Below are 25,872 nucleotides of genomic sequence, written 5' to 3' on the forward strand. Positions count from 1 at the left end.
AAAAAGGCCCCGTGATGATCCCACGGGGCCTTTCAACCTCAACCTTCGTCCTAAATCCGAACCTCGTCATTGCGAGCGAAGCGAAGCAACCCAGGGCGGCGCGATGCTGCCCTGGGTTGCTTCGCTTCGCTCGCAATGACGAGCAGTGGATCTTACGCCGCCGCGTCGAGCCCGTAAGCGGTGTGCAGCACGCGTACCGCCAGCTCGGTCTCGTCGGTGTCGATCAGGACCGAGACCTTGATCTCGCTGGTCGAGATGGCGATGATGTTGATGCCGCGATCGGCCAGCGTCTTGAACATCGTCGCCGCAACGCCCGCGTGGCTGCGCATGCCCACGCCTACGACGCTGATCTTCGCCACGTTGCCCTCGGCGATCATGCGGTAGTAGCCGATGGCCTCCTTGCGCTCTTCCAGCAGCGCCTGCGCGCGGGCGAGGTCGGCCTGCGGGACCGTGAAGGTCACGTCGGTCTCGCCCTTGTCCTTGGCGACGTTCTGGATGATCATGTCGACGTTGATGTTCGAATCCGCGAGCGGCGCGAAGATCGACGCCACCGCGCCCGGACGGTCGGCGATGCGGGTCAGGGTGATCTTGGCTTCGTTCTTGTCGGCGGCGATGCCGGTGATCAGCTGGCGTTCCATGTCGCTTCCTTCAAGCTCTTCGTCACTGACGATCAGGGTTCCGGGGATGGTATCGGCGGCGGGCGCGTTCTCGTCGATGAACGAGGACAGCACCTGCACGCGCACGTTCTCCTTCATGGCGAGGGAGACCGAACGGGTCTGCAGCACCTTGGAGCCGACCGAGGCCAGTTCCAGCATTTCCTCATAAGTCACCAGCGGCAGCTTGCGCGCCTTGGCGACGATGCGCGGGTCGGTGGTGTAGACGCCGTCGACGTCGGTGTAGATGTCGCAGCGGTCTGCCTTGACCGCCGCCGCCACGGCCACGGCCGAAGTATCCGAGCCGCCGCGGCCCAGCGTGGTCACGCGGTTGTCGGGCGACACGCCCTGGAAACCCGGGATCACCGCGATCTGGCCCGATGCCATCGAGGCGATCAGCGCCTCGGCGTCGATGTCCTCGATACGGGCCTTGGCGTGGGCGTCGTCGGTCTTGATCGGCACCTGCCAGCCCAGCCACGAGCGCGCCTTGCAGCCCATCGACTGCAGCGTCAGCGCCAGCAGGCCGGAGGTGACCTGCTCGCCCGAGGCGACGACGACGTCGTATTCGGCGGGATCGTAGAGGGCGTCGGCTTCACGGCAGAAGTTGACGAGCCGGTCGGTCTCGCCCGCCATCGCGGAGACGACCACGGCCACTTCGTGCCCGGCTTCCTGCTGGCGTTTGACGATACCCGCCACGCGCCGGATGCGCTCGGACCCGGCCATGGAAGTGCCGCCGAATTTCATCACGATACGTGCCAAGGCGCCGTTGCTCCCCTGCGTAAAAGACCCGCGCGGAGTGCGCGAGTGTGGATAAGAGTCGGCGGCGCTGTTAGGGGGGGATCATGGACAATGCAACTGCCTCTCTTCCCTCCTCTGGCGCAACAATCGATCCGAAGGAGGCCGCGCACTTCGGCGCCCTCGCTGCCGAGTGGTGGGATCCGAAGGGCTCGTCGGCCATGCTGCACAAGCTCAACCCGGTTCGGCTCGGCTTCGTGCGCGAAGCCATCGACGGCCATTTCTGCACCGATTCGCGCGGCCTGAAGCCCCTCGCCGGCAAGCGTGCGCTCGACGCCGGCTGCGGCGCGGGCCTGCTGTGCGAACCGCTGGCACGCATGGGCGCGAGCGTCACCGGGGTCGATGCCGCGCCGGAAAATATCGCCGCCGCCAGTGGCCACGCCGCAGCGATGGGCCTGGCCATAGACTACCGCGCGGGCGAACTCGGCTCGCTAGGCCTGTCGGGCTTCGACCTCGTCTGCTCGCTGGAGGTGATCGAGCATGTCGCCGACAAGGCCGCCTTCATCGCCAGCCTTGCCGCAGCGCTGGCGCCGGACGGCCTCATGATCCTGTCCTGCCCCAACCGCACCGCGCGCTCCCGCGTGCTGCTGGTGGAAGCCGCAGAACGTCTGGGGCATGTGCCGCGCGGAACGCATGAATGGAGCCAGTTCGTCACCCCCGAGGAACTGCGCGAAATGGCAGAAGGCGCCGGGCTCGACCTCGGTACGCCCAGGGGTATTTCCTGGTCGCCGCTCAAGGGGTTGCACCTGTCGGACGACCTGGCGCTCAACTACATCGTCACCGCGCGCCTGCGCTGAGGCCATGTTTTCGTAGCGACACCGCCACCGCCCGCCATGACGGCGGGCGGCCACGCGTCAGGTGAACAGCACCAAAGCGGCACCGAACAGCACCAAAGCGATACCACTCATGCCGCACAAGGTGCCGAATGCGCACCTTTGAATACTGGGATCGTACCTCTCCATACACCCTTCTCCGGATGCTTTCTTCATTGAGTCGCATGCTACGCTCGAGCCGGCAAATCGACAAGCCGCAGTCGCGATATTGCCGGCGATGGGAAGCGTCCGGGCGATATGATGGCCTTGACGGCATGGCCGCTTGCCGCAATGTCCCGCACCGATGGCTGAAGAAACGACCTCCACCCCGAACGTGGAACCCGAATCGCGCGGCGCAACCACCACCAGCCCGGGTCGTCGCGGCCTGAGCGGGCGGACCAGGACCGTGCTGATGGTGCTGGCGGCAGTAGTGCTGGTGGGGATCGCCATCTGGGTGGTCCGCTACAAGACCTACGGCCAGTACTTCGAGGAAACCGACGATGCGCAGATCCGCGCCGATGCGGTCTCGATCGCCCCGAAGGTCAGCGGCTATGTCGCCGACGTCCTCGTGGGCGACGATCAGGACGTCGCGGCTGGACAGCAACTGGTTCGCATCGATGCCGGAGACTATGACGCCCAGGTCGCCCAGGCGCGGGCACAGATCGCCCAGGCCGTGGCGGGAACCGAAAACGCGCGTGCGGGAATCGAGGAGCAGCAGGCCGCGATCCTGCAGGCCGAGGCGCAGCTTGCCGCCGCGCGCGACAAGGCCGCGCACGACGCCGCCGAAGTCGCACGCTACATCCCGCTTGCCGCCAGCGGAGCCGAGACCCGGCAGCAACTGGCCGAACTGCGGCTCGCCGCCGACCAGTCCACCCAGCAGGTGCGCCAGCAGTCCGCCGCGCTCGAGATGCAGCGCCGCCGCGTCACCGGCATGCGCGCCCAGGTCCGCCAGGCCGAGGCCCAGGGCGAAGGCGCCAGGGCCCAGCTCAAGGCGGCGGGCATAGACCTTTCCGCGACCCGGCTGGCCGCGCCGATCAAGGGCCGCATCGGCGACCGCACCGTACGCGTCGGCCAGTACGTACAGGCCGGCACCCGGCTGATGTCGGTGGTGCCGCTCGACAAGCTCTACGTCGTCGCCAACTTCAAGGAGACGCAGCTGGCGCTCATGCGGCCCGGCCAGCCCGCCAAGATCGCGGTCGATGCGCTCGGCGGAATCGAGATCGACGGGCGCGTCGTCAGCGTCTCGCCAGGTACCGGTGCGCAGTTCTCGATCCTGCCGCCGCAGAACGCCACCGGCAACTTCACCAAGATCGTCCAGCGCGTCCCCGTACGCCTCGCGATAGAGGCACCGGCCTCCGCCCGCGCGGTGCTGGTGCCGGGCCTGTCGCTTCGCGTCACCGTGGATACGCGCGGCGGCAAGGGCGAGATCGACCGCATCCAGAAGGACCAGGAGCGGCTCGAAACGAAGGGCCGCTGACGTGGCGACCGGCACCCTTCCCGCCGCTCGCGCCGAGCCGCGCGCGCGCCCGGCGAACGCGGATCTCAGCGCCTGGCTGGCGGTCGCCGCGGGTACGCTCGGCGCGCTCATGGCCACGCTCGACATCTCGATCGTCAATTCCGCGCTGCCGACCATCCAGGGCGAGATCGGCGCCACCGGCACCGAAGGCGCCTGGGTCGCCACCGCCTATCTCGTTGCCGAGATCATCATCATCCCGCTCTCCGCGTGGCTGGAGCGCTTGCTGGGCCTGCGCACCTTCCTGCTGATCGCGGTGTCGCTGTTCACCGGGTTCTCGGTGCTGTGCGGCTTCGCCAATTCGCTGGTGGTGATGATCATCGGCCGCGTCGGCCAGGGCATCACCGGGGGCGCGATGATCCCCACCGCGCAAACCATCATCGCCCAGCGCCTGCCGCCGCACCAGCAGTCGATGGGAACCGCCGCGTTCGGCGTCGTCGCCATCCTCGGCCCGCTGATCGGCCCGCTGGTCGGCGGGTGGCTGGCCGAGAACGTGAGCTGGCACTACGCTTTCTTCCTCAACGTCCCGGTCTCCTTCATCCTCATCCTGCTGCTGGTGGTCGGGCTGCCGCACCAGCCGGCCAAGCTGCACCTGCTGCGCGAGGCGGACTGGATCGGCATCCTCGGCCTGGCGCTGGGCATGGGCGGGCTGACTGTGTTCCTGGAGGAAGGATCGCGCGAGGAATGGTTCGCCTCCGGCCTCATCCAGCAGATGGCGGCGCTTACCGTGGTCGGGTTCATCCTGCTGTTCTACGGGCAGTTCACCGCCAAGCGTCCGGTCATCAAGCTGGCGCTGCTGCTCGATCGGCAGTTCGGGTCAGTAGCGCTGATGGGGATGGCGCTGGGCGTGGTGCTTTACGGCACGTCTTACGCGATCCCGCAGTTCCTCTCGGCGATCGCCGGGTACAACGCCCTGCAGTCCGGTCAGGTCGTGCTGCTTTCAGGCATCCCCAGCATCATGCTCATGCCCTTCGTGCCGCTGCTACTGCGCTATCTCGATATCCGCATCGCGGTGCTGTTCGGCATGGGGATCATGGGACTGTCGGCCTGGATGGAGACCGGACTGACGGCGGACTCGGTGGGCAGCGACTTCACCGAATCCCAGCTGATGCGCGGCGTCGGCCAGATCATGGGCATGCTGTTCCTGAGCCAGGCGGTGGTGCAGTCGGTGCCGCCTGAGGATGCCGGCGATGCCTCCGGCCTGTTCAACTCGATGCGCAACCTTGGCGGCAGCTTTGCGCTGGCCGGGATTTCGATCGTCCAGCAGAACCGGATGTGGCTCCATTCGCGGCGTCTGGAAGAGACCCTCAACGCCAACTCCCCGGACGTGCAGGGTTACGTTTCCGGCCTCGGCCAGGCGATGGGCAACGCCTCCGCCGGCATCCGGCTGCTTGGCCAGCAGATCCAGCAACAGGCGCTCGTCATGACCTACAACGACATCTTCTTCGCGATGAGCCTGGTGACGCTCGCGGTCATGCCGCTCGTCCTGTTCCTGCGCCCGCTGCCGCGCAATGCCTCGCTGGCGGGAATGCACTGATGCACCGCGCCGTCCTCATCCTCCTGGCCGGCAGCGTCGGCGCCTGCACCATGGGCCCCGATTACGCCGGGCCGCCGCAGGTCGCCGCGACCGCGGCCACGCGCGGGACATTCGTGCGCGCCGGCGATCCCGCCCTGAACACCGGTCCGGGACTGGCGCGCTGGTGGGACACGCTCGGCGATCCCGTGCTGAGCCGCCTCGTCGACGAAGCGCTGGCGCAGAGCCCCGACATCGACGCCGCGCAGGCGCGCCTGCGCGAAGCCCGCGCCAAGCTGGAACAGGGCCGCGCGCAATTGCTGCCCTCGCTGTCCGGCAACGCCATGTACGTCCACGCCCGCCTGCCGGGCACGTCGCTGGGAAGCAGCGGGGACGACGGCGCGGAGGGCGGCGAATCCTCCTCGGGCGGATCGTCCTCGCTCAACTTCTACAACGTCGGCGCCAACGTCTCGTGGGAGCCTGACCTGTTCGGCGGCAAGCGGCGCGGCGTCGAAGCCGCGCGCGCCACGCTCGACCAGCGCTTCGCCGATCTTGCCGACGCACAAGTCGCGCTGAGTGCACAGGTGGCCCAGTCCTACGTCAACTTGCGCGATGTCGAGGACCGCGCCCGCCTCAACGCCCGGTCGAGCGAGCTGCAGCGCAGCGCCCTGGAACTGACGCGCCAGCGCTTCGCCGCCGGCACCGCCTCGCGCCTGCAGGTACAGCGGCTGGAGACGGACCTTGCCGCCACCGATGCGCAGAACGTGCCGCTGGAAGCGCAGATCGCGATCTACAAGGATGCGCTGGCGGTGCTGACCGGCCGCGTACCGGGCGATCTCGACGGGACGCTGGCCGCGCCGACCCCGGTGCCGCTCCCGCCTGCCTCGGTACCGATCGGCGATCCCGCCCTGCTCATCGCCCACCGCCCGGATGTGCGCGCGGCCGAGCGCGCCCTTGCCGCCGGCACCGCGCAGATCGGCGTGCAGAAGGCCAAGGCGCTGCCGGGCATCAAGTTTTCCGGCATCCTCGGCCTCGGCGGTACGGAGCCCGGCGACGTCCTCGATCCCGGCAACCTCGCGGCGCTGCTGATGCCGCAGCTCAGCTTCCCGCTGCTCGACTTCGGTCGCAGCCGCGGCGCGGTGCGCGAGGCCGAGGCCCAGCGCGACGCGGCCGAGGCGCAATACCGCAAGGCCGTCCTCGCCGCGCTGCAGGATGCCGAGGACAGCCTCGCCCGCTTCGGCGCCACGCGGCGGCAACTGGCGCAGCTAGCCGGTGCCGAGCGCAGCGCGGACAGTGCGTCCACGCTCAACCGCCAGCGTTTCGAGGCGGGCACCAGTTCGCTGATCGATCAGCTCGACATCGAGCGCCAGCATGTATCCTCGACGATCGCCCTCGCTCAGGCCAAGGCGCAGCTGACGATCGACTACATCGCCGTGCAGAAGGCACTCGGCCTCGGCTGGAGCGCGGACGAGGCCGCACCCCGGCGCTGAATGCCTGATCGGAAATTCCCGAAATCGGGAATTTCAGGGCGGCTGCTGCCGGATTTCCAATCGGACTTCGAGGCTCACGCCTCGGGGCTCTTGCGGAATGCGTAAGTGGCGTCGAGCTTTTGCTTCAGGTAATCGCCGGCCAGGACCGGAGCGTAGCGCGCGGGCCGCTCGGCGCTGGCGCAGTGCGGTAGGCAGGCGATGCAGGCATCGGCGTTGGGGTCGAAGAAGAACACCACCGAATGCCGCACCTTCCCGCCGGTGTTGAACACGCGGTGCGGGGTCGAGGTGTAGATGTCGTTGCTCCAGCGCATCAGGCAATCGCCGATGTTGCAGATGAAGGTGCCCGCGATCGGCGTCGCATCCAGCCAGCGGCCGTCGCGCAGGCACACCTGCAGGCCGCCGGTCATATCCTGCGAGAGAATGGTGATGTTGCCGTAATCGGTATGCGTTCCCGCGCCGGGCCGCTCCTCCTCGGCGGTGGCGGGCGGATAGCGCAGCAGCCGCAGCGTCGCCAGCGGGCGGTCGATGGAAGTCGCGAAGAAGTCCTCGGGCAGGTCCAGATCGAGCGCGAAAGCCCGGTGGAGTTCCTCTCCCAACCGGCGCATCGCGGTGTAGTAGGCGAGCATGGCGTCCCGGAAATCCGGCAGGTCGGGCCACTGGTTGCCATCGCCAGGCGCGAACGCCTCGTCGCCCTCGGGCTCGCGGCCGACGTTGAAGGCCTCCTTGAGATCGGCGGGCGCATCGGGATCGAGGCTCTCGTCGTCGATGCCGGCATAGCCGCGATTGTTCATCGAGCGCGAGATCGTCAGCGCCGTCTTGTCCCGCAACGGCAGGTCGAAGAACGCGCGCGAATGGGCATAGACGGCGTCGATCTGCGGCTGCGGCACGCCATGCCCGGCGATGTAGAAGAAGCCCACCGAGCGGCAGGCATCGCCGATCCGGCGCGCCACTGCGCGGGCGCCCTCCGGGCTGCCCGAAAGCAGCGGCGCAATATCGATCACCGGCAGATCCGGCGTGTCCGCTGGCGGCAATGCCATCGGCAAGTCTCCTGAGAAGATGCAAAAAGGCGGGGCCGACACCGCCGGCCCCGCAGGGTGGACGTCAAAAGCGTGCGGTAAGCTTGAGAATCGCGGTACGTCCCTCGCCCGGCATGGCCGAAGCTTCCGTCTCGGTCGATCGCTGCGGGATGAAGTAGCGCTCGTTGAGGATGTTGTTGACGTTGACCGAGACGCGGAAGCGGCCGAAGTCATAGTGGGCCGAACCGCGCATCAGGACGTAGTCGGAAAACACCGGCGCGCCCGGCAACTGTCCGCTGGTCTTGTCGATATAGTTGCCGCCCAGCGTCATGCCGAAGCCGTTGCCCATCTCGTAGTTGGCGAAGACGCCCGCGACCCAGCGCGGCTGCGTATGATCGACATAGCCCTGCCCGTATCCGGCGAAGGAACATGTCGATGCCTGGTAGTTGAAGCCCCAGCCGCTGTTGTCGTCCAGCCCGAACTGCGAGGGCAGCACGACCAGGAACGAGCAGCCCGACACTTTCGTCTTCTGCCGCGTCAGCACGCCCGAAAGGCCGAAGTGCCGGTTCACCGCCCAGCGCAGTTCGCCTTCGAAGCCCCGCGTGGTGGCACCCACGAAGTTGCCGGTGAGCAGTTCCGACTGGCGCCGCTGCTGCTTGTAGACGGAGAGGCCGACGAACAGCCGGTCGTCGAACAGCGAGGCCTTGATGCCCCCTTCGGTAAGTTTGGTGGGCGAAAGCCAAGTGCCCGCCGATACGTTGCCCGGCGTCACCGCCCCGCCCTGCGAGGTTTCCGGCGCGAACGAGCGCCCCCTGGTGACATAGGGCACCACGCCCCACGGCAGCTTCAGGCTGGCACTAGCGGACCAGCTCACCACGTCCTGCGCATCATGGTAGTCGATGCCCGTCGGCACCGCGAAGTCGACGAAGCCGGTATTGCGCGATTTCGCGTCATAGGCATCGTAGCGCGCGCCGCCGGTCAGCATCAGCGTTCCCAATAGCGTTGCGGAGCCGTTGAAGAACACCCCAAAGTCCTCGACGCGCGAATGGTAGAACTGGTCCCAGGGCTCGCCGCTCACGTAGACCGGATTGAAGATGTCGTCCGGCGTCGCGCCGACCGAGATGTCCTGCCGGTCGAGAACCATGTAGCCCCGCGCGAAGACGTAGCCTTCATCCGCCTTGTAGTGGCGATAACCGAAGCCGCCGACGTAGTTCATCGTGAACCACGGTGCCGGGTTCACCGCCCCGGTCAACGAAACGCGAAACTCCTTCGCCTGATCGCGCAGGGTCTTGGCAAATCCATAGCTGTTGTAGGAATCGGCGTTGAGATCATCGACGAAGCCTTGCACCTTGAACACACCCGGTCCGACATCGTGGCTGAGATCGAAATAGGCGGTAGTCGTCTCCGCCTTGCCGAAGTCGTAGTCGGACGTCACCACCGCGCGGCGCGACAGCTTGACCTCTTTGATCGTCGCCGGATCGAGCGTCGAATAGGCATTGCTGGCACCGTAATACTTGGTCACCCCGCCCGCCGCGACGATATCCGCCGGCGTTATGTAATCCGCGCCCGGTGAAACCAGTTGCGCCAGGAACGTGCCCGAGGTGTACGTCCCGTCATCGACAAGCGCCTGCGTCAGGCGGTTGACGCCGGTAGTGCCCTGCATGCCTTCCGCCGTGTAGTATTGCCCGCCCGCCTGGAATTCCCAGCCGCCGGGCAGGTCGGTGGCAAAACCGACCTGTACGAGGTCGTGCCTGGGCTCGATGCCATGGAAATACTGCGATCCCTGCAAGTGCTCGTAATAGACGTCGACGCCCGCGTCGTAGTCGCCGATCCTGAACGGGGTGCCGTACTCGACCTCGCCCCGGAACATCTTGTAGGTGCCGGCCGAAAGATCGATCTGCCCGAAGGCGTCCTGGCCGTCCTTGAACCGCTCCGCCCGACCGCCGCGCGGATCGAAGTTGACGTAGCCGCCCGAACGGCCGCCGCCATAGGCCGGGGAAGCGATGCCGCGCACCACTTCCAGGCTGAGCGCGCCCTCGATCGGAGTGATGTAGGTGCCCTGGTTCTCGACGCGCTTGAAACCGCGAAAGTAGTTGTCCGCATATTCGCCGCGAATGTTCACCGAGCCATCGACGCCGTAGAAGCTGGCGGTGAACACACCGGGCGTCACCGCCGTCAGGTCGCGGATGGTGGTCAGGCTGTACTGGTCCATCATCTGCAGCGACACGGTGGAGACCGATCGCGGCGTCTCCACGGCATCGAGGTTCAGGCCCGTGGCGTTGCTCTCGCCCGGCAGGATCGCGGATTTGGTGCGCGTGCCCTGGACGAGAATGCCGCTTTCCGCTGCATCGGTGGTGACGTTCACGTCCTTGCCCGTCGCATCCACCTGCGCCATCGCGGGCACGGCGGACGCAGACAAAGCGGTAGCGATCGCGGCGCCCGCGGCGCCGCGTTTGAACTGGCCGGTCCTCATCGTTTTCTTCCCCTAACCTGTCGTTGCCTCGTGGCCCCGCCGGCTTCCTCTCGGCGCCCCCCGGGGCGTCATGGCTTGAACATCGAATCGTAGAACTTGACGAAGAAGCCGCGCATGTAGTCGTCGTTCAGGAACGGCTCGTAGAGCGGCGGATGCGCGTCATCGACGAGTGCCGCCACCGGTTCGACGACGACGTCGCGGTCCGGGTTGACGAACATCGTCGCCGAGAAGCGATCCTGCGGCTTGCGGCTGACGACGCGGTGAAATGTCGAGACGAACCGGCCGTTGGTCCAGGCCATCATGGTATCGCCGATGTTGATGACATAGGCGCCCGGCACCACCGGCGCGGCGATCCAGCGGCCGTCGCGCGTCTGCACTTCGAGGCCGCCGACGTCATCCTGCAGCAGCACCGTGAAGGACGAGGCATCGCAATGCGCACCCACGCCGACGTCGCCTGCACCCGGCGAGGGCTCGGGATAGAAATTGAGCCCGAAAGTCGCGAGCGGACTGCGGTGGAGGCGCACGAAGTGCGCCTCATCCAGCCCCAGGGCGATGGCGAAGGCACGCATCAGTTCGCCCGCGAGGGACAGCAGCGCACGCTGGTTGACGATCATCGTCTCGACAAAGCCCGGAGCGCCTTCCGGCCAGCGATTGTGCTGGTAGATCGGGTCCGGACTGGAATATTCGGGATCGTCCGCCAGGCGCACGCGCATCATGTTGAACTGTTCGAGCGACCCGCCCGACACGGTCTTGGCCTTGCGCCCTTCCTCGGTCAGCGAGCCGCCCGGCTTCGTCCCTTCTGCCGCGCCGCGTGCGGGCAGGTAGCCGCACCATTGCCCGTCGAGCAGCGGCGCGCAGGCCATCTTCTCGTCGAGCGAGCGGCCGAAGAAGTCACGGGCCTCGGCCAGCACCGACTGGCGCAGCCCTTCCGGAACGCCGTGGTTGACGAGGTAGAAGAAGCCGATCGTGCGGCAGGCGCGGTCAATCTCGACGGCGACCGTGGCGCGCTGCTGCGTCGAACCGTAAAGGAACGGCGCGAAGTCGATCACCGGAATCCCGTCCCGCGCGATGGCTTCCGCCGCGTCGTAGCGAAGCTGCGCGGTCATGCCGTGGCCCTCTTGTCCGAAAGTCCCTGAACCCATTGCGCCAGCCGTCCGTCAGCCCGCAGCAGCGGCTCGGCCCCGGCCGCCGCGACGATCAGCACGCCGACGCAGACCTGCACCCAGTTGCCCTGCACCCCCATCAGCACCAGCCCGATCTGCAGCATCGAGACGATCAGCGCCCCGATCAGCGTGCCCGTGGCCGTGCCGACGCCGCCGCTGAGCGCCGCCCCGCCGATGATGACCGCCGCGATCGTCGATAATTCGCCGCCGGTGCCGGTATTCGGCGCACCCAGCCGCAGCCATCCGGTGGTCAGCGCACCGACGAGGCCGCAGCACAGACCGAGCGCCACGAACACCGCGATCTTCACCGTACCGGGTCGCAGGCCCATCTGCGTCGCCGCACGCAAGTTGCCGCCGGTGGCATAGAGCCAGGCCCCGAACAGCGTCTGGCGCAGCACGAAGCCGGTCACCGCGAAGGACGCCAGGGCCCACAGCACCTGGGCCGGAACCGGCCCGACACTGCCGCCCGCGAATGCGAAGAAAGTGCTCTCGATCTCGCCCGGAATGTCGATCGACAGGCCCATCGTCACCACCAGCGCCAGGCCCCTCAGCAGGCTGAGCATACCAATGGTCAGGATGAACGACGGAACTCCCAGCCGGACCACCACCCAGCCGTTCGCCAACCCGACCCCGCCGCCGATGGCCACCGCGAGGAGCGCCGCAGCCCAGGGATTCCAGCCCCAGTCGACGATCGCCACCGCCGTCACCACGCTGGCGAGGCCGAGGTTGGAGCCGATCGAAAGGTCCACCTCACCGGCGATCACCAGCATCGTCAGCGGCAGTGCCACGAGCAGGGTGAAGCCGGTCACCCGCAGGATCTCGAACTGGGTCTGCGCATCGAGGAAATGCGGCGCGTTGAGCGCGAAGCCGATATAGAGAGCGGCCGCCACCACGGCGATCGCCACTTCGCGGCGGAACAGGGCCTGGATGCTCATGCGCCTTCCTCCCCGCCGACGATGCTGGCGACCAGTTGCGTCCGGCTCGTCTGCGCCAGCGCCAGGTCCGCGACCTTGCGCCCAAGGCGCAGCACCACCGCGCGGTCGGCGACCTGGAATACGTTGTCCATGTTATGGCTCACCAGCAGCACCGCCGCCCCGCTCGCCTTCAGCCTGCCGATGAGGTCGAGCACGCGCGCCGTCTCGCGCACGCCCAGCGCGGCGGTCGGCTCGTCGAGGATGACCACGCGGGCACCGCCAAGGACGGTGCGCGCGACGGCGATAGCCTGGCGTTGACCGCCCGAAAGGTGGCGCACAGCGGTACCTACGGGGGGCAGAACGACACCCAGCCGCTCGAACACGGCACTCGCCTCGCGCTGCATGCGGCGCCGGTCGAGCAGGAAACCGAAGCGCACCGGCTCTGCCCCGAGGAACAGGTTTTCGGCGATCGAACGGTCCTCGACCAGCGCGAGCGTCTGGAACACGGTGGCGATGCCGACCGCGCGTGCATCGGCGGGGCTGTCGAAACGGCAGGGCTCACCCGCCATGGCGATCGTCCCGCCGCTCGGCTGGCGGACGCCGGAGAGCAACGAGATCAGCGTCGACTTGCCCGCGCCGTTATCGCCGAGCAGCGCCGTGACCTCGCCGGGGCGCAGCGCGATGTCCACGCCATCGAGCGCCGTGACGCGGCCGTAGCGGCAGGTCAGCCCCTCTGCGACGAGCAGCGGCCCCATCGCCGCGCTCGCCGCGGGGCGTGTCACCGGGAGTTCGCCGGGGTGCGGATCAAGACAGCCCATGGGCCTTCGCCGCCTCCCTGCGCTTGCGGTATCCGGCGATCATGGCATCGACGTTGCCCGGCTCCACCCAGGTGCAACCCGGCGCGGTCTGCAGCGGCGCCAGGCCGCGCTCCATCGTGGACCATGCCAGCATGACCGCGCTGAATCCCTGCATGTAGAGGTTCTCGTCGAGCGCGAAGGCGACCTGGCCCCGCTTGACGAAATCGAGCATCTTCAGGCTGCTGACCGTGCTCGCCACCAGTGGCGCCGCGCCGCCCAGTTCGTCGAGCGCCTTGAGCAGCGGCACCGCCCCCATCTCGCCGCTTGCGGCCGCATGGGCGACGACGTCCCCGGTCTCGCCGATCTTCGCCTTGTAGAGCGCCACCGAAGTCGCCGCATCGGCGGCCGAACCGTCGGCGAAGCTCACCATCCTGAGGCCCGGCTGCGCCTTCAGCCCCTCGGCGATGCCGGCGATGCGCTCCTCTACATTGAGCGAGCCCGGAAACGGATTGCCCACCAGCACCGCCCCGCGCGCCTGCCCGCGCCTCGCCAGTTCCCGCGCGATGCGTCCGCCGAGCAGCCGCCCGACATCGCCAGGGTTCTGGCCCGAAAACGGCACCTGGTACTTCGCCATGCCCTCCGGGTTGTTGAGCGAATTGACCATCGCGAAGCGCGTGCCCTGCGGCTGCGCCCGGGCGACTTCCTCGACGACGGCCTGGTACCAGTCCACCGTCACCACCACGTCGTTGCGCGCGGTCACCGCCTGGCGGATCGCGTTGACGTGGGCATCGGGCGTCGGCTGGGCATTGAGCACGCGCGAAAAGCGCCAGCCCAGCGCCTCGGCCGCATCGGCGCAGCCCAGCGAAATCTCGTGCACGAAGTCCGAACCCGGCGTGCCGATCGCAAAGGCGACCGAGCGCGCCCCACCAAGGTCATCGCCCCCCTGCGCGCCAGATCTTGCACAACCGCCCAGCACCGCGAAGGCGAAGCCCGAGCCGAGCACGCTGCCCAGCCCCCTGCCCAACAATGCGCGCCGGTTCACATTCCCCGTCATGGTGATGCCGCCTCATCGCTTGTCCCCGCGCAGATTTGTTGCAGGTGCGAGCGCTCTAATCCAGAGCAATTTTGCGGCATCACGGATCGAAAAAAGGCAAACCACCAGGCGATCAGACGCCGTGCCGTCAGGATTCGATGCCGCCGTCCGCAAAGTGCCGCAGCATCAGCGCGGCGGGCGGGGACAACTGCCGTCCCGAAGCGCTGATGATCGACAGCACCGAAAGCGGGATATTGGTGCCCTTGAGCGGCACGAAGCGCAGCACCCCGCGTTCGACTTCCGAGACGATGTCCAGCGGCGTCAGCAGGCCGATGCCGATCCGCCCGATCACCAGCGCCTTGATGAGTTCCACCGAATTGGCGCTCGCCGAGAAGCGCGGCAATCCGTCGAGGTTGTGCGACCAGGCCTTGTCGATGACCGCGCGCAGCGAGTGTCCTTCATCCGGCCCGACGAGCGGATAGTCCGCACATTGCGCCAGCGTCACTTCCACCTCTGCGGCCAGCGGATGATCGGGCGCCAGCACCGCGCCGATCTGCGAGACGATCGCGCGCTCGACCCGCAAGTCCTGCCGGTCGGGCGGATTGTAGGTGACGCCGACATCGACCGCCGAAGACAGCACCAGATCGACGATCGCCTGCGAGGGTGCGATCCGCAGGTGAAAGATGATGCCCGGATAGCGATTGCGGAACGAGAGCAGCACGCGGCTGACGAGTTCGGCGCTACCTTCCGCCAGCGCCAGCGTCACCTCGCCGCGTCGCAGGCCGCGCAACTCGTCGATCTGGGCCTGGGCGATCGCCAGTTCGCGGCGCCAGCGCCGCACCAGGCCGACCAGCACTTCGCCCGCCGCCGTAAGCCGCAGTCCGTGCGGCCTGCGGTCGAACAGGGGCACATCGAGTTCGGCCTCCATCTTGAGGATCTGGCGGTCCACGGCGGACGAGGCCACGTTGAGGAATTCCGACGCGCGCCGGATGGAGCCGCGCCGCGCGACTTCGTCGAAGTATAAGGCGAATCTGGAAAGCACGCGCCGATGTTCGCAGGCTTGCAGCGCCTTGCAACGATAATCGCCATGTTGCGGCATCGAACAACCGTGATAGGATGCCCGTCGCATCTTGCACGAGTGGGTGGACTCGCGCCGGTTCCGGCTTCTCGTCATCGAGTGCCGGTGACCGTTTCCAGTGTCAGATCCAGCGCCGTCCCGTTCCCGACTTGAAAGCATCGCGTCCGACAAGCGCCGCTTTCCCAGACAACTTCGTTCATCATTCCCTAAGGCGTTTCGGGTGACCCTCCGACCGGGCGGCATCGTGGGGCGTTTTCTTCAGGGTATCTTCCAATCCAGCGGCAACCGCATATTCGTGAGGTGTCATGCTAGGCAAAGGCGATCCACCGGCGATCGGTCCGAAGCTGCACCAGCTTCGCAAGGAACATGGACTGACGCTCGACGCGCTCGCGGCATCGTCCGGCGTCTCGCGCTCGATGCTCTCGCAGATCGAGCGCGGGCAGGCCAATCCCACGCTGGCGACGGTGTGGCACTTGTCCAAGGCACTCGGCGTCGAGATCGGCGAGTTCGTGGGCGGCAAGCACGTCGGCCGGCGCGGCAGCATAGAGTTGACCGCCGCCAGCTTCGTGCCGGAAATCCGCACCGAGGACGGCCGCTGCCTGCTCAAGATCCTGAGCCCCGCGCACAGCGTCGGCCAGTTCGAATTCTACCACCTGACGCTGGAGCCGCACGCGGAACTGGCTTCCGAAGCCCACGCTGCGGGAAGCCACGAGCACCTCACCGTGCTGGTCGGCGAAATGGCGGTGACTTGCGCGGAAACCACCGCGCTGGTGGGGCAAGGCGCGATCGCGCGCTATCCGGCGGACCTGCCGCATGCGATCCGCAACACCACCGGGGAACGCGCCGAAGCCTTGCTGATCGTGATGTCCTGAAAGGGATCGCCCGGTTCCTCGTCTGGTCAGGATGAGGGACCATGCCTCGCGCGGCGGATTGTGCACCGCAGCACGCCGCGTTAGCATTCCCGTCGCAAGTACGGCGAGCGGCGCCGGGATATTGCCGAGCATGATTTGCACGATGGGGGCCAAGCCATGCCGATGACAGGCCTGAACAAGGCGGCCGAACTGATGCGCGCGGGCCATCCCGGTCCGGCGCTCGCGCAGATCGACGCCGTGCTGCGCACCGGCCCGGCGCCTGCCACGACTGCGCGCTGCTGGTCGATGAAAGGCGTGATCGCCCGCCTCTCCGGCGATGGCGCCGAAGCACGCCGATGCCAGATCCGCGCCCTCGCCATCGCGCCCGCGCTCGACGATGCGGCGACCGAACTCGCGCGCCTGTTCAACGCCGGCGGCCAGCCTGTCGAGGCCATCCGCTGCACCCGGGATGCCGCTGCCGCCGCGCGCCCCTCGCAGGCGCTGCTGGTCGAGCGGGCACGCGCATGGCAGGCCCTCGACCGCGCCGAGGAGCGCGTCGCGGAGCGTCGCCGCATCGCCGTGCTCTATCCCGGCAAGGCGGCCACCCACCACAATCTCGCCTCCGCGCTCGGCGATGCCGGCCATGCCGCCGAGGCCGAAGCGCAGGCACGCAAGGCGATCGCGCTGGGCGGCCCCGCGCCCGAGACCCGCCTCGTTCTCGCCCGCGCCCTGCAGAGCCAGACCCGCTTCGACGAGGCCGAAGCCGCTTTCGTCACGGCGCTGACGCTGCGTCCGGGCTACTTCGACGCCCTGCGCGACCTCGCCCAGCTCGCCTGGATGCGGGGCGACGGGATCGACGCGGTGCTCGCCCGGATCGAGACCCATGCCGCCGGGATGCCGCGCAGCACCGTCGCCATGCTGCAGTCCTCGTTCCTCGCCTCGGCCGGAATGCCGCGCGAGGGCTATGCGGCGCTGCTCGCGGCCATCGATCGCGGCGATCCGCAGGCGCAGGCCGCGGCGGCCGCACTCGCGCTTCCGTTCGACGCCGCCGCCGCGCTCGTCCACGCCCGCCAGGGCGCCGCTCTGGCGCCGACGTCGCAGGCCGTCCGGCGCGTGCTTGCAGACGCGCTGCTCGCCAGTCACGAGGCGAGTGCGGCACTGGCGCTGGTCGAGGAAATGCTGAGCCGCGCGCCTCTCGACCAGGGCCTCGTCGCCGCGCGGTGGACGGCATGGCGGCTGCTGGAAGATCCACGCGCGGCCGAACTCTACGACTACGCGCGGGTCGTGCGCAGCATCGCCATCGCCGCGCCGCAAGGCTGGAGCGACCGCGAAGCCTATCTGGCCGATCTTCGGCAGGCGCTGCACCGCCTGCACCGTTTCGACGCCCATCCGCTCGACCAGTCGCTGCGGGGCGGCAGCCAGACCGCCAGCAATTTGCTGCTGTCGCACGATCCGGCGCTGAAGGCGCTGCCAGAGGCGCTTGCGCCGGCCATCGAGACATACCTGCACGGCCTCGGCACCGGCACGGACGTGCTGCGTGCGCGGCTTGGCAAGGGGCGCAGGTTCGCCGGGATGTGGTCGGTGCGCCTGCGGCCGGGCGGACGGCACCTGCCGCACGTCCATCCGCAGGGCTGGATCTCCTCCGCACTCCACGTCGATCTTCCCGAGAACAGTGGCGGCGAACGCGAAGGCTGGCTGGAATTCGGAAGGCCGGGCGTGCCTGATCTCGAAGCGCAGCTCCATGTGCAGCCGGCGGCGGGCAACCTCGTGCTGTTTCCCTCCTGCATGTGGCATTCGACGGTGGCTTTCACCGGCCAGGGCTACCGGACCAGCATCGCCTTCGACATCGTGCCCGCCTTGCCCGGTGCCTGACACGAATCAGCAGCGGTGATGCCAGGAAAAGCCCCGCCGGTTCCTTGAAACAGTCGGCCGTCTGGTATATTATATAACAATAACAATATCATGAGAAACACCGCAACCGCCTGTCGGTTAAAATCCAGCATAGTGGACCACTAAAGAGAATTTCCGCTTGACATAAATTCTCCATGGGTCACTCTTGGTGCGGGTGGACAGTACGGCGAACGAATCCGGCCGTACTGTTATAGACATATCCAAATCAACAGAGACAGAGCCGCCAAGGCCGACGCGTATCCGCGCACGCTAATCCGTGTCCGGAGCAACAAGCGCGTGTATTCCGATGCACTTTATTGTGGTTTCGGTAACGATCTTCTGCACCTTCAACCAATGCACATCGAATTCACAGGGCAAATAACAAGAAAATCATCCGGAGAGGGTGTTCAGTTCGTGTCGCTCAAAACAAGGGGATGAGCCCATGATGGACAGTCTCAATCAGCGCCATTGGCGCATCGATCGTCTGCGCACTGCACTTTACATCGCCGCGGGAAGTTCCGCATTGGCGCTGCCGCTCGGGCAGGCGGCGATGGCCCAGGAAGCCCCGGCGGAAGAAAACGTCGCCGAGGAAATCGTCGTCACCGGCTCGCTGATCGCGCGGCCGGACTACAAGGCCAACAGCCCGATCGTCTCGGTCGGCGAGGAGCAGATCGAGGCCACCGGGCAGCTCACAGTAGAGCGCGCACTGTCCCAGATGCCGCAGTTTGCGGGCGGTCTGGGCCAGAGCAACACCTCCACCACCAGCACCGGGCTCTCCGGCGGCCAGGCTTACGCGACGCTGCGCGGCCTGGGTTCGAAGCGCACGCTGATCCTGCTCGACGGCAAGCGCATGCAGCCGTCGAACCCGGACGGTTCAGTCGATCTCAACACCATTCCCGAGGCCGTGATCGGCAATATCGAGGTCATCACCGGCGGCGCATCGACCGCCTACGGTTCGGACGCGACCGCGGGCGTGGTCAATTTCCGCCTGAAGTCGAACATCACCGGCCTCAACATCAAGAGTCAGACCGGCATCTCCAACTACGGTGACGGCCGAAATTACCGTATCTCCGCGGTCGGTGGCGGCAATTTCGACGATGGTCGCGGCCGTGCCTTCGTGGCTCTCGACTATTCGAAGCGCGATCGTGCCAAGCGGCGCAAGCGCCCTTGGTATCCGGATCGCACGGAAGAGACCGGAAATGCCGCGAATCCTTACGGTTCGGCATTGTTCACGGGCAATGAACCGACGCTAGCGGCCGTCAACTCAGTATTCGCCGAAAAGTACGGATATACGCCATTCGTCGCCAGCAACGGTAGCCTTTACTACAGTGGCGGCGCGCAAATCGGCTTCAACAACGACGGCACGCTCTATACCGCCAACAACGCTCCGGTGGTCAACTTCAAGGGCGTGGAGACCGACGATGCCTACTTCGTCAGTTCGGGCAACTCGATCTTCGGGCCGGCGGAGCAGTTCAAGTTCGGCTTCACCGGCGGCGACATCCAGTCGGAAATGGAGCGCTATTCGGCGATGGGCCGGGTCGATTACGACCTGACCGACGACATATCCGCCTTCGCCCAGTTCAACTACACGACCTATTCGCAGTATTCGATCGTCAACACGACGCTGTCGAACAACGTCTATCTTCAGAACATTCCCTACGACAGCTACTTCATTCCTGCGGATTTGCGCACGATCCTGGCATCGCGCCCCGATCCGACGGCGGACTTCCAGTTCTACAAGGCGTGGAATGCCATCGGCAACCGTGGCCAGACTTACGACTACGACGTCTGGCAGTTCATGGCCGGCCTCAACGGCAAGATGGGCATCGGCGACCTGACCTGGGAACTCTATGGCAGCCGCAGTTCGTCCAACTTCCGCAACGGGCAGACCGGCGGCCTCAGCCTTTCGCGCATGGAGGCGCTGCTGGCCAGCCCGACCGGGGGCCTGGGTGACTGCACCGACTTCAACATCTTCGGCAACCTGCCGATTTCCGACGCCTGCGCCGACTACGTCAAGCGCGACACGCTCAACACCACGCGCATGGAGCAGGACATCGTCTCCGCCACCATGCAGGGCGGCCTGTTCAAGCTGCCGGCGGGCGACGTGCGCTTCGCGCTGGGTGCCAGCTATCGCAGAAACGCCTTCACCTTCAAGGCAGACGACGGCCTCAACCAGCCCGACGGCACCAGCGACGTCATCGGCTTTTCGGTTCTGCGTTCGTCCGGCGGCAGCGTGAACGTGAAGGAACTGTTCGCCGAAATGCTGGTGCCGGTCCTGCACGACCTGCCGCTGGTGCAGCAGTTCAACCTCGACCTCGGCTATCGCTATTCGGACTACAACTCGATCGGCGGCGCGCATACCTACAAGGCGGATTTCGACTGGCAGGTGGTAGATCAGGTGCGCCTGCGCGGCGGCTACAACCGTTCGATCCGCGCCCCGAGCGTGGGCGAACTCTACGCCCCGGTCTCCACCGGCAGCAGCAGCATCGGCCAGGCATCGCCCACCGTGCTGGCCGGCGACCCTTGCGACTACCGCTCCTCGTATCGTGCCGGGCCCAACGAGGCGCAGGTCAAGGCGCTGTGCCTCGCCCAAGGCATGAACGAAAGCACGTATGGAGACTCCACCTCCGGCTTCATCGGCACCTCTCAGATCTTCCCGCTGACCGGCGGCAACCCGGATCTGGATGAAGAGACCGCCGACACCTGGTCGTTCGGCGCGGTGTTCACCTCGCCCTTCACCTCGCCGATCCTGAGCGGCATGAGCATGTCGGTCGACTGGTACAACATCAAGATCAGCGACGCGATCGGCGTCCTGGGCGTATCGCAATCGGTACAGTACTGCTTCAATGCCGATGGAACCTCGAATCCGACTTACGACAACAACAACTACTACTGCCAGCTGCTGTCCCGCGCCCCGGAAGGTACGCTGGAGCCGCCGACCAGCCAGCCGCTGCTCAATCTCGGTACGTTCGAGGTACAGGGCATCGACGTGCAGTTCGACTGGCGCCTGGGCCTGCAGGATCTCGGCATCGGTGCTCCCGGCTCGCTGCGCCTGCGCACGGTGGTCAGCTACCTCGACAAGTTCAAGGTGCAGACCCTGCCCGGCGGCCCGACTTACGACTATGCCGGAACGATCGGCTTCACGATCGAGACCGATGCCGGCATCTCGCACCCGAAGTGGAAGGCCAATACGACGCTGGGCTACTCGGACGACCAGTTCGACGCCTCGCTGACGTGGCGCTTCATCGACAAGATGGATCACTCCAACTCAGTGACTTCGGCCAGCGCGCCGAAGGGCATCGCCGCCTACCATGCCTTCGACTTCAACCTGGGTTTCCAGTTCGAAGGCGACGTGTCGATGCGGATGGGCGTGACCAATATCTTCAACAAGGCACCGCCGTCCTACTCCAACACGCCGGCGACATACGATGCATCGACTTACGATGTCCTCGGGCGCAACTTCTTCATGTCGATTTCCAAGCAGTTCTGACCTTCCCGGGAGCCGGGATGGTCCCGGCTCCATCCGGCCGTTTCACCGATCGATGGAGTTCATCATGATGCGTTTGGCAAATAGGTCGCATCCCAGGTTCCTCAAATCCGCGGCGCTGGCACTGGCGCTGTGCGCCGCCGTTCCCGCCCCCGTGTTCGCCCAGTCTTCCGCGCCGACGCCGGAAAGCTGGTTCGGCCACCGGATGGGCGCCGACCGCCAGCTCGAACCCTATGCCAAGATCGTCGACTACTATCGCGCGCTGGAGAAGGCGAGCGACCGGATCAAGATCGTCGAACTGGGCAAGTCCACCGAAGGCCGCCCGTTCCTGGCGATGTTCATCTCCTCGCCCGCCAACCTCGCGCGGCTGGAGGAATATCGCCAGATGAACCTCAAGCTCGCCGATCCGCGCGGGGTGCCGCAAGAGGAACTGGAGCGCATCGTGCGCGACGGCAAGGCCGTGGTCCTGCAGTCCTACGACCTGCACTCCAGCGAGATCGCTGCATCGCTGACCTCGGTGGATTTCACCTATGGCATGGTGACGAAGACCGACGCCGACACCCAGCGCATCCTCGACAACGTCATCACCATCGTCATGCCCTCGCTCAACCCGGACGGGCACGACATGGTGCAGGACTGGTACATGAAGCACGTCGGCACGCCTTACGAAGGCGGCGCGATGCCGTGGCTCTACCAGAAGTACGTCGGCCACGACAACAACCGCGACGCTTTCATGCAGACCCAGGCGGAATCGAAGTTGCTGGGCGCGATCCTGTTCCGCGACTGGATTCCGGAAGCCTACATCGACCATCACCAGATGGGCCAGTATTCGCCGCGTATCTCGATCCCGCCCTACACCGATCCGATCCGCCCCTTCGGCGACCCGCTCGTGTGGCGCGAGATGACCTGGTACGGATCCAACATGGCCTATGACCTCGACAAGGCCAAGCTTTCCGGCGGTATCGGCGATGCCATCTATTCGGGCTGGGGCCATTTCGGGTTCCACTGGATCACGCCGTTCCACAACATCACCGGCATGCTGGACGAATCCGCCAGCGCCAGCCTGGCGACCCCGCTCTACGTCCACCCGGACCAGCTCAAGGGCGGCCAGCGCGCGGTGCCGGACAACAAGGCGCAAATGAATATGCCCGCTCCCTGGCCCGGCGGCTGGTGGCGCCCGCGCGACATCGTCGACCGCCAGCTCGTAACCTCGTGGTCGCTGGTCGACACGGCGGCGCGCAACAAGGACCGTGTGCTGCGCAACATGTATCTGAAGGCCCAGCGCCAGGTGGAGCGCGGCACCACCGGCGAGACCAAGGCCTACATCATCTCGATCGACCAGCATGATCCGCTGACGGTCGACAAGCTGGTCAACGCGCTGCTGCTGCAGGGCGTCAACGTCTACCGCGCCCCGGCCGAGTTCGTCCACGAAGGGCGGGTCTATCCGGCCGGCAGCTTCGTGGTGCCGATGAGCCAGCCCAAGATGGGCGTGGTGCGCTGGCTGCTGGGCGAGACGCACTTTCCCGACGACGTCTACGCCCGCACCGCCGACGGCACTCCGATCCGGCCCTACGACATGTCCACCGATGCGCTGACCGAGTTCATGGGCGTCGAGAGCACGCCCGCGGCCACCGCCGTGACCGCCAGCCTCGAGCCGGTCGCCGCCATACTGGCGCCTGCCGGGAAAGTGGACGGCGGCGGCCCCTACCTGCTGAGCGGCGCGCTCAACGACAGCTTCCACGCGGTCAACCTGGCGATCAAGGCGGGCGCCAGCGTCACCCGCGTCACCGCGCCATCGGGGACGGCGAAAGCGGGAGATTTCGTGGTGAGCGGGCTCTCGGCGGGCTCGGCCCAGTCGATCGCGGGCACTACCGGGGTCGATTTCGCCTCGTCCGGCGGCGTCACCGGCTCCGCGCCGGTCAAGACCCCGCGCGTGGCCATGCTCAAGCGCTATCGCGGCGGCAACATCGACGAGGGCTGGACGCGCTTCCTCTTCGAAAGCTACGCCTACCCCTATAGCTCGGTCATGGATGCCGAGATCAAGGCGGGCAACCTGCGCAAGAAGTACGACGTGATCGTGCTGCCCGACGATGCCGTCTCGGCGATGACCGGCGTGCTCGGCAAGGGCGAGAAGCCAAGCCCGTGGGACAGCCTGGAGGGCGTTCCGGCACAGTACGTCAGCGGCTTTGGCGACGCGGGCTCCAAGGCGCTCGACGAATTCGTCAAGGCGGGTGGGCGGCTTGTGACCTTCGGCCGCGCCGGAGCACTGCCGATCGAGAAGTTCGACCTGCCGGTGAAGGACGTGCTGGCGGGAATACCCTCCAAGCAGTTCTGGAGCCCGGGCTCGACGCTCAAGATCAACGTCGATACCGCCAGCCCTTATGCCATGGGCATGCCGAAGGACGCGCTGGCGATCTTCACCGCCGGCAACCAGGCCTACGAGGTGGAGCCCAGCATCCACAACGACGCGGTGACCGTGATCGCCAGCTACGTCGATCGCAATGTACTGCGCAGCGGCTGGCTGCTCGGCGAGGACAAGATCGCCAGCAAGGCGGCGATGGTCTCGGTCAAGCACGGCGCGGGAGAAGTCGTGCTGATCGGCTTCCGCCCGCAACACCGCGACCAGGCCCACGGCACCTACAAGCTGCTGTTCGACAGCCTGATCGCTCCCTGAGTTTTCTCCGGACCACCCACTCGGGCAGGTCGCACCACCCAGCGACCTGCCCGCTCTTTCCCGAGACATTCAATCCTGTTTGACGGAGTTGCTCCGATGAAGACCCTTGCCCTCCCGCTGTGTTCGCTGGCCCTTGCCCTCGCCGCGCCTTGTGCGTCGGCCCAGACGGCCACGCCCGCCGCATCGATCGCGCCCGAGAAACTGGCAGCGCTCAAGACCGATGCCATCGCCGGCGTCGACAAGCGCGCCAAGCTCGTTCAGGAAATGGTGGATTCGATCTTCAGCTTCGGCGAACTGGCGATGCAGGAGGTCGAAAGCTCGAAATACATCACCGCCATCCTGGAGAAGAACGGCTTCACCGTGACGCGCGGCGTCGCCGGCATGCCGACTGCCTGGACCGCGGTGTGGACGAACGGCCAGGGCGGCCCGACGATCGCGGTCGGCTCCGACATCGACGGCATTCCCAAGGCGAACCAGAAGCCCGGCGTGGCGCGGCGCGAACCGCTCGTCCCCGGCGCGCCGGGACATGGCGAGGGCCACAATTCCGGCCAGGCGGTGAACGTCGCCGCCGCGCTCGCGGTCAAGGATCTGATGCTGCGCGAGAAGATTCCCGGCACCCTCAAGCTCTGGCCCGGCGTCGCCGAGGAGCCGGTGGCGGCCAAGGCCTTCTTCGTGCGCGACGGCATGTTCTCGGACGTCGACGTGGTGCTGTTCACCCACGTCGGCTCGAACCTGCAGACCGCCTGGGGCCAGCCGCAAGGAACCGGCGGTATTTCGGTGCTCTATACCTTCACCGGCGAATCCGCGCACTCGGCGGGCAATCCGTGGCGCGGGCGCAGCGCGCTCGACGCGGTCGAGCTGATGGACGCGGGCTGGAACTTCCGCCGCGAACACCTGCGGCCCGAACAGCGTTCGCACTACGTCATCAAGGACGGCGGCGATTTTCCCAACGTCGTGCCTTCCACCGCGACGGTCTGGTACTATTTCCGCGAGCAGACTTTCGACAATATCCGCAAGAACTACCAGATCGGCAGCAAGATCGCCGATGCCGCCGCGATGATGACCGACACCACGGTCGCCAGCCGCATCATCGGCACTGCGGCGCCCCAGCACATGAACCGCCCGATGGCCGAGGCGGCCTACGAGAACATCAAGCAGGTCGGCCTGCCCGCCTGGACACCCGAGGAACAGGCCTTCGCCAAGCAGGTGCAGAAGCTGGTGGCCGGCGACGAGGACGGCCTCGACACCGAGATCAAGCCCCTCACCCCGCCCGACAAGGAGCCCAAGAGCGGCGGCTCCGACGACATCGGCGACGTTTCGTGGACCCGGCCGACGATCACCGTGCGCTTCCCCTCGAACATCCCGAACCTGCCCGGGCACAACTGGTCCAACGCGATCACCATGGCCACCCCGATCGCGCACAAGGGCGCGGTGGCCGGGGCCAAGGTGATGGCGATGACGATGGTGGACCTGCTGACCCGCCCCGAACTCGTCGCGGCGGCCAAGAGCTACTTCACCGACGTCCAGACCAAGGATACCAAATACCAGCCGGTCCTGACCAACGAGGCGCCCTATATCGAGATGAACGCCGACATCATGGAGAAATTCCGGCCCGAGATGAAGAAGTATTACTACGATCCGAAGAAGTACAAGACCTACCTCGACCAGCTCGGCCTGTCCTGGCCGCCTGCCGTCGGCAGCCAGTGAACGGGGCATCCCA

General features: G+C 66.6%; 17 protein-coding genes. 9 read left to right on the forward strand and 8 right to left on the reverse strand.

Annotated features, from left to right (window positions below):
- Window positions 1-152: 152 nt before the first annotated feature.
- Window positions 153-1,412 (reverse strand): aspartate kinase, encoded by a 1,260-nt coding sequence (locus V2S85_RS03040; protein WP_008832616.1) that lies wholly within the window; start codon window positions 1,410-1,412, stop codon window positions 153-155.
- 83 nt (window positions 1,413-1,495) lie between these two features.
- On the opposite strand from V2S85_RS03040, the gene ubiG reads away from it, so the two are divergent.
- The 4 genes from ubiG to V2S85_RS03060 all read left to right on the forward strand — a co-directional run bounded on the left by ubiG (window position 1,496) and on the right by V2S85_RS03060 (window position 6,776).
- Window positions 1,496-2,245 (forward strand): bifunctional 2-polyprenyl-6-hydroxyphenol methylase/3-demethylubiquinol 3-O-methyltransferase UbiG, encoded by a 750-nt coding sequence (gene ubiG / locus V2S85_RS03045; RefSeq protein WP_330701402.1) that lies wholly within the window; start codon window positions 1,496-1,498, stop codon window positions 2,243-2,245.
- 319 nt (window positions 2,246-2,564) lie between these two features.
- On the forward strand, window positions 2,565-3,737 hold the full coding sequence (locus tag V2S85_RS03050; RefSeq protein ID WP_330701403.1) for an HlyD family secretion protein: 1,173 nt from the start codon (window positions 2,565-2,567) through the stop codon (window positions 3,735-3,737).
- Window position 3,738: 1 nt separating this feature from the next.
- Window positions 3,739-5,310 carry an MDR family MFS transporter gene (locus V2S85_RS03055; RefSeq protein ID WP_330701404.1) on the forward strand — a complete coding sequence of 524 codons (1,572 nt, stop codon included), beginning with the start codon at window positions 3,739-3,741 and terminating at the stop codon, window positions 5,308-5,310.
- Window positions 5,310-6,776, forward strand: a complete 1,467-nt coding sequence (locus V2S85_RS03060; protein ID WP_330701405.1) for an efflux transporter outer membrane subunit — start codon at window positions 5,310-5,312, stop codon at window positions 6,774-6,776. Before V2S85_RS03055 ends, V2S85_RS03060 begins: the two co-directional genes overlap by 1 nt.
- 74 nt (window positions 6,777-6,850) lie before the next feature.
- On the opposite strand, the gene V2S85_RS03065 is transcribed toward V2S85_RS03060, so the two are convergent.
- The 7 genes from V2S85_RS03065 to V2S85_RS03095 form a co-directional block, all read right to left on the reverse strand.
- Complete coding sequence (locus tag V2S85_RS03065; protein ID WP_330701406.1) at window positions 6,851-7,813, reverse strand: isopenicillin N synthase family dioxygenase; 963 nt, start codon at window positions 7,811-7,813, stop codon at window positions 6,851-6,853.
- Between the two features lie 64 nt (window positions 7,814-7,877).
- Entirely contained in the window at window positions 7,878-10,265 is a 2,388-nt protein-coding gene (locus tag V2S85_RS03070; RefSeq protein ID WP_330701407.1) for a TonB-dependent siderophore receptor, read from the reverse strand.
- Between the two features lie 68 nt (window positions 10,266-10,333).
- Window positions 10,334-11,371 carry an isopenicillin N synthase family dioxygenase gene (locus V2S85_RS03075; RefSeq protein ID WP_330701408.1) on the reverse strand — a complete coding sequence of 346 codons (1,038 nt, stop codon included), beginning with the start codon at window positions 11,369-11,371 and terminating at the stop codon, window positions 10,334-10,336.
- Complete coding sequence (locus V2S85_RS03080; protein ID WP_330701409.1) at window positions 11,368-12,363, reverse strand: ABC transporter permease; 996 nt, start codon at window positions 12,361-12,363, stop codon at window positions 11,368-11,370. Before V2S85_RS03080 ends, V2S85_RS03075 begins: the two co-directional genes overlap by 4 nt.
- Complete coding sequence (locus tag V2S85_RS03085) at window positions 12,360-13,124, reverse strand: ATP-binding cassette domain-containing protein (RefSeq protein WP_330701410.1); 765 nt, start codon at window positions 13,122-13,124, stop codon at window positions 12,360-12,362. Before V2S85_RS03085 ends, V2S85_RS03080 begins: the two co-directional genes overlap by 4 nt.
- Window positions 13,125-13,146: 22 nt before the next feature.
- Window positions 13,147-14,193, reverse strand: coding sequence for a sugar ABC transporter substrate-binding protein (locus tag V2S85_RS03090; RefSeq protein ID WP_330701411.1), 1,047 nt, complete (start codon window positions 14,191-14,193; stop codon window positions 13,147-13,149).
- Window positions 14,194-14,320: 127 nt separating this feature from the next.
- Window positions 14,321-15,214 carry a LysR family transcriptional regulator gene (locus V2S85_RS03095; RefSeq protein ID WP_330701412.1) on the reverse strand — a complete coding sequence of 298 codons (894 nt, stop codon included), beginning with the start codon at window positions 15,212-15,214 and terminating at the stop codon, window positions 14,321-14,323.
- Between the two features lie 341 nt (window positions 15,215-15,555).
- Here V2S85_RS03095 and V2S85_RS03100 point away from each other — a divergent pair, with 341 nt between their 5' ends.
- From V2S85_RS03100 to V2S85_RS03120, 5 genes are all read left to right on the forward strand, one after another.
- Window positions 15,556-16,122: an XRE family transcriptional regulator gene (locus tag V2S85_RS03100; protein ID WP_330701413.1), complete on the forward strand. Its 567-nt coding sequence runs from the start codon at window positions 15,556-15,558 to the stop codon at window positions 16,120-16,122.
- A 156-nt stretch (window positions 16,123-16,278) separates the two neighbouring features.
- Entirely contained in the window at window positions 16,279-17,973 is a 1,695-nt protein-coding gene (locus tag V2S85_RS03105; protein ID WP_330701414.1) for a putative 2OG-Fe(II) oxygenase, read from the forward strand.
- 463 nt (window positions 17,974-18,436) lie between these two features.
- On the forward strand, window positions 18,437-21,481 hold the full coding sequence (locus tag V2S85_RS03110) for a TonB-dependent receptor plug domain-containing protein (protein WP_330701415.1): 3,045 nt from the start codon (window positions 18,437-18,439) through the stop codon (window positions 21,479-21,481).
- Between the two features lie 67 nt (window positions 21,482-21,548).
- Window positions 21,549-24,152 carry a M14 metallopeptidase family protein gene (locus V2S85_RS03115; RefSeq protein WP_330701416.1) on the forward strand — a complete coding sequence of 868 codons (2,604 nt, stop codon included), beginning with the start codon at window positions 21,549-21,551 and terminating at the stop codon, window positions 24,150-24,152.
- A 96-nt stretch (window positions 24,153-24,248) separates the two neighbouring features.
- Window positions 24,249-25,859: an amidohydrolase gene (locus tag V2S85_RS03120; RefSeq protein ID WP_330701417.1), complete on the forward strand. Its 1,611-nt coding sequence runs from the start codon at window positions 24,249-24,251 to the stop codon at window positions 25,857-25,859.
- Window positions 25,860-25,872: the final 13 nt, after the last annotated feature.

The organism is Novosphingobium resinovorum (genome assembly GCF_036352595.1).
GTDB classification, from domain to species: Bacteria; Pseudomonadota; Alphaproteobacteria; order Sphingomonadales; family Sphingomonadaceae; genus Novosphingobium; species Novosphingobium resinovorum_B.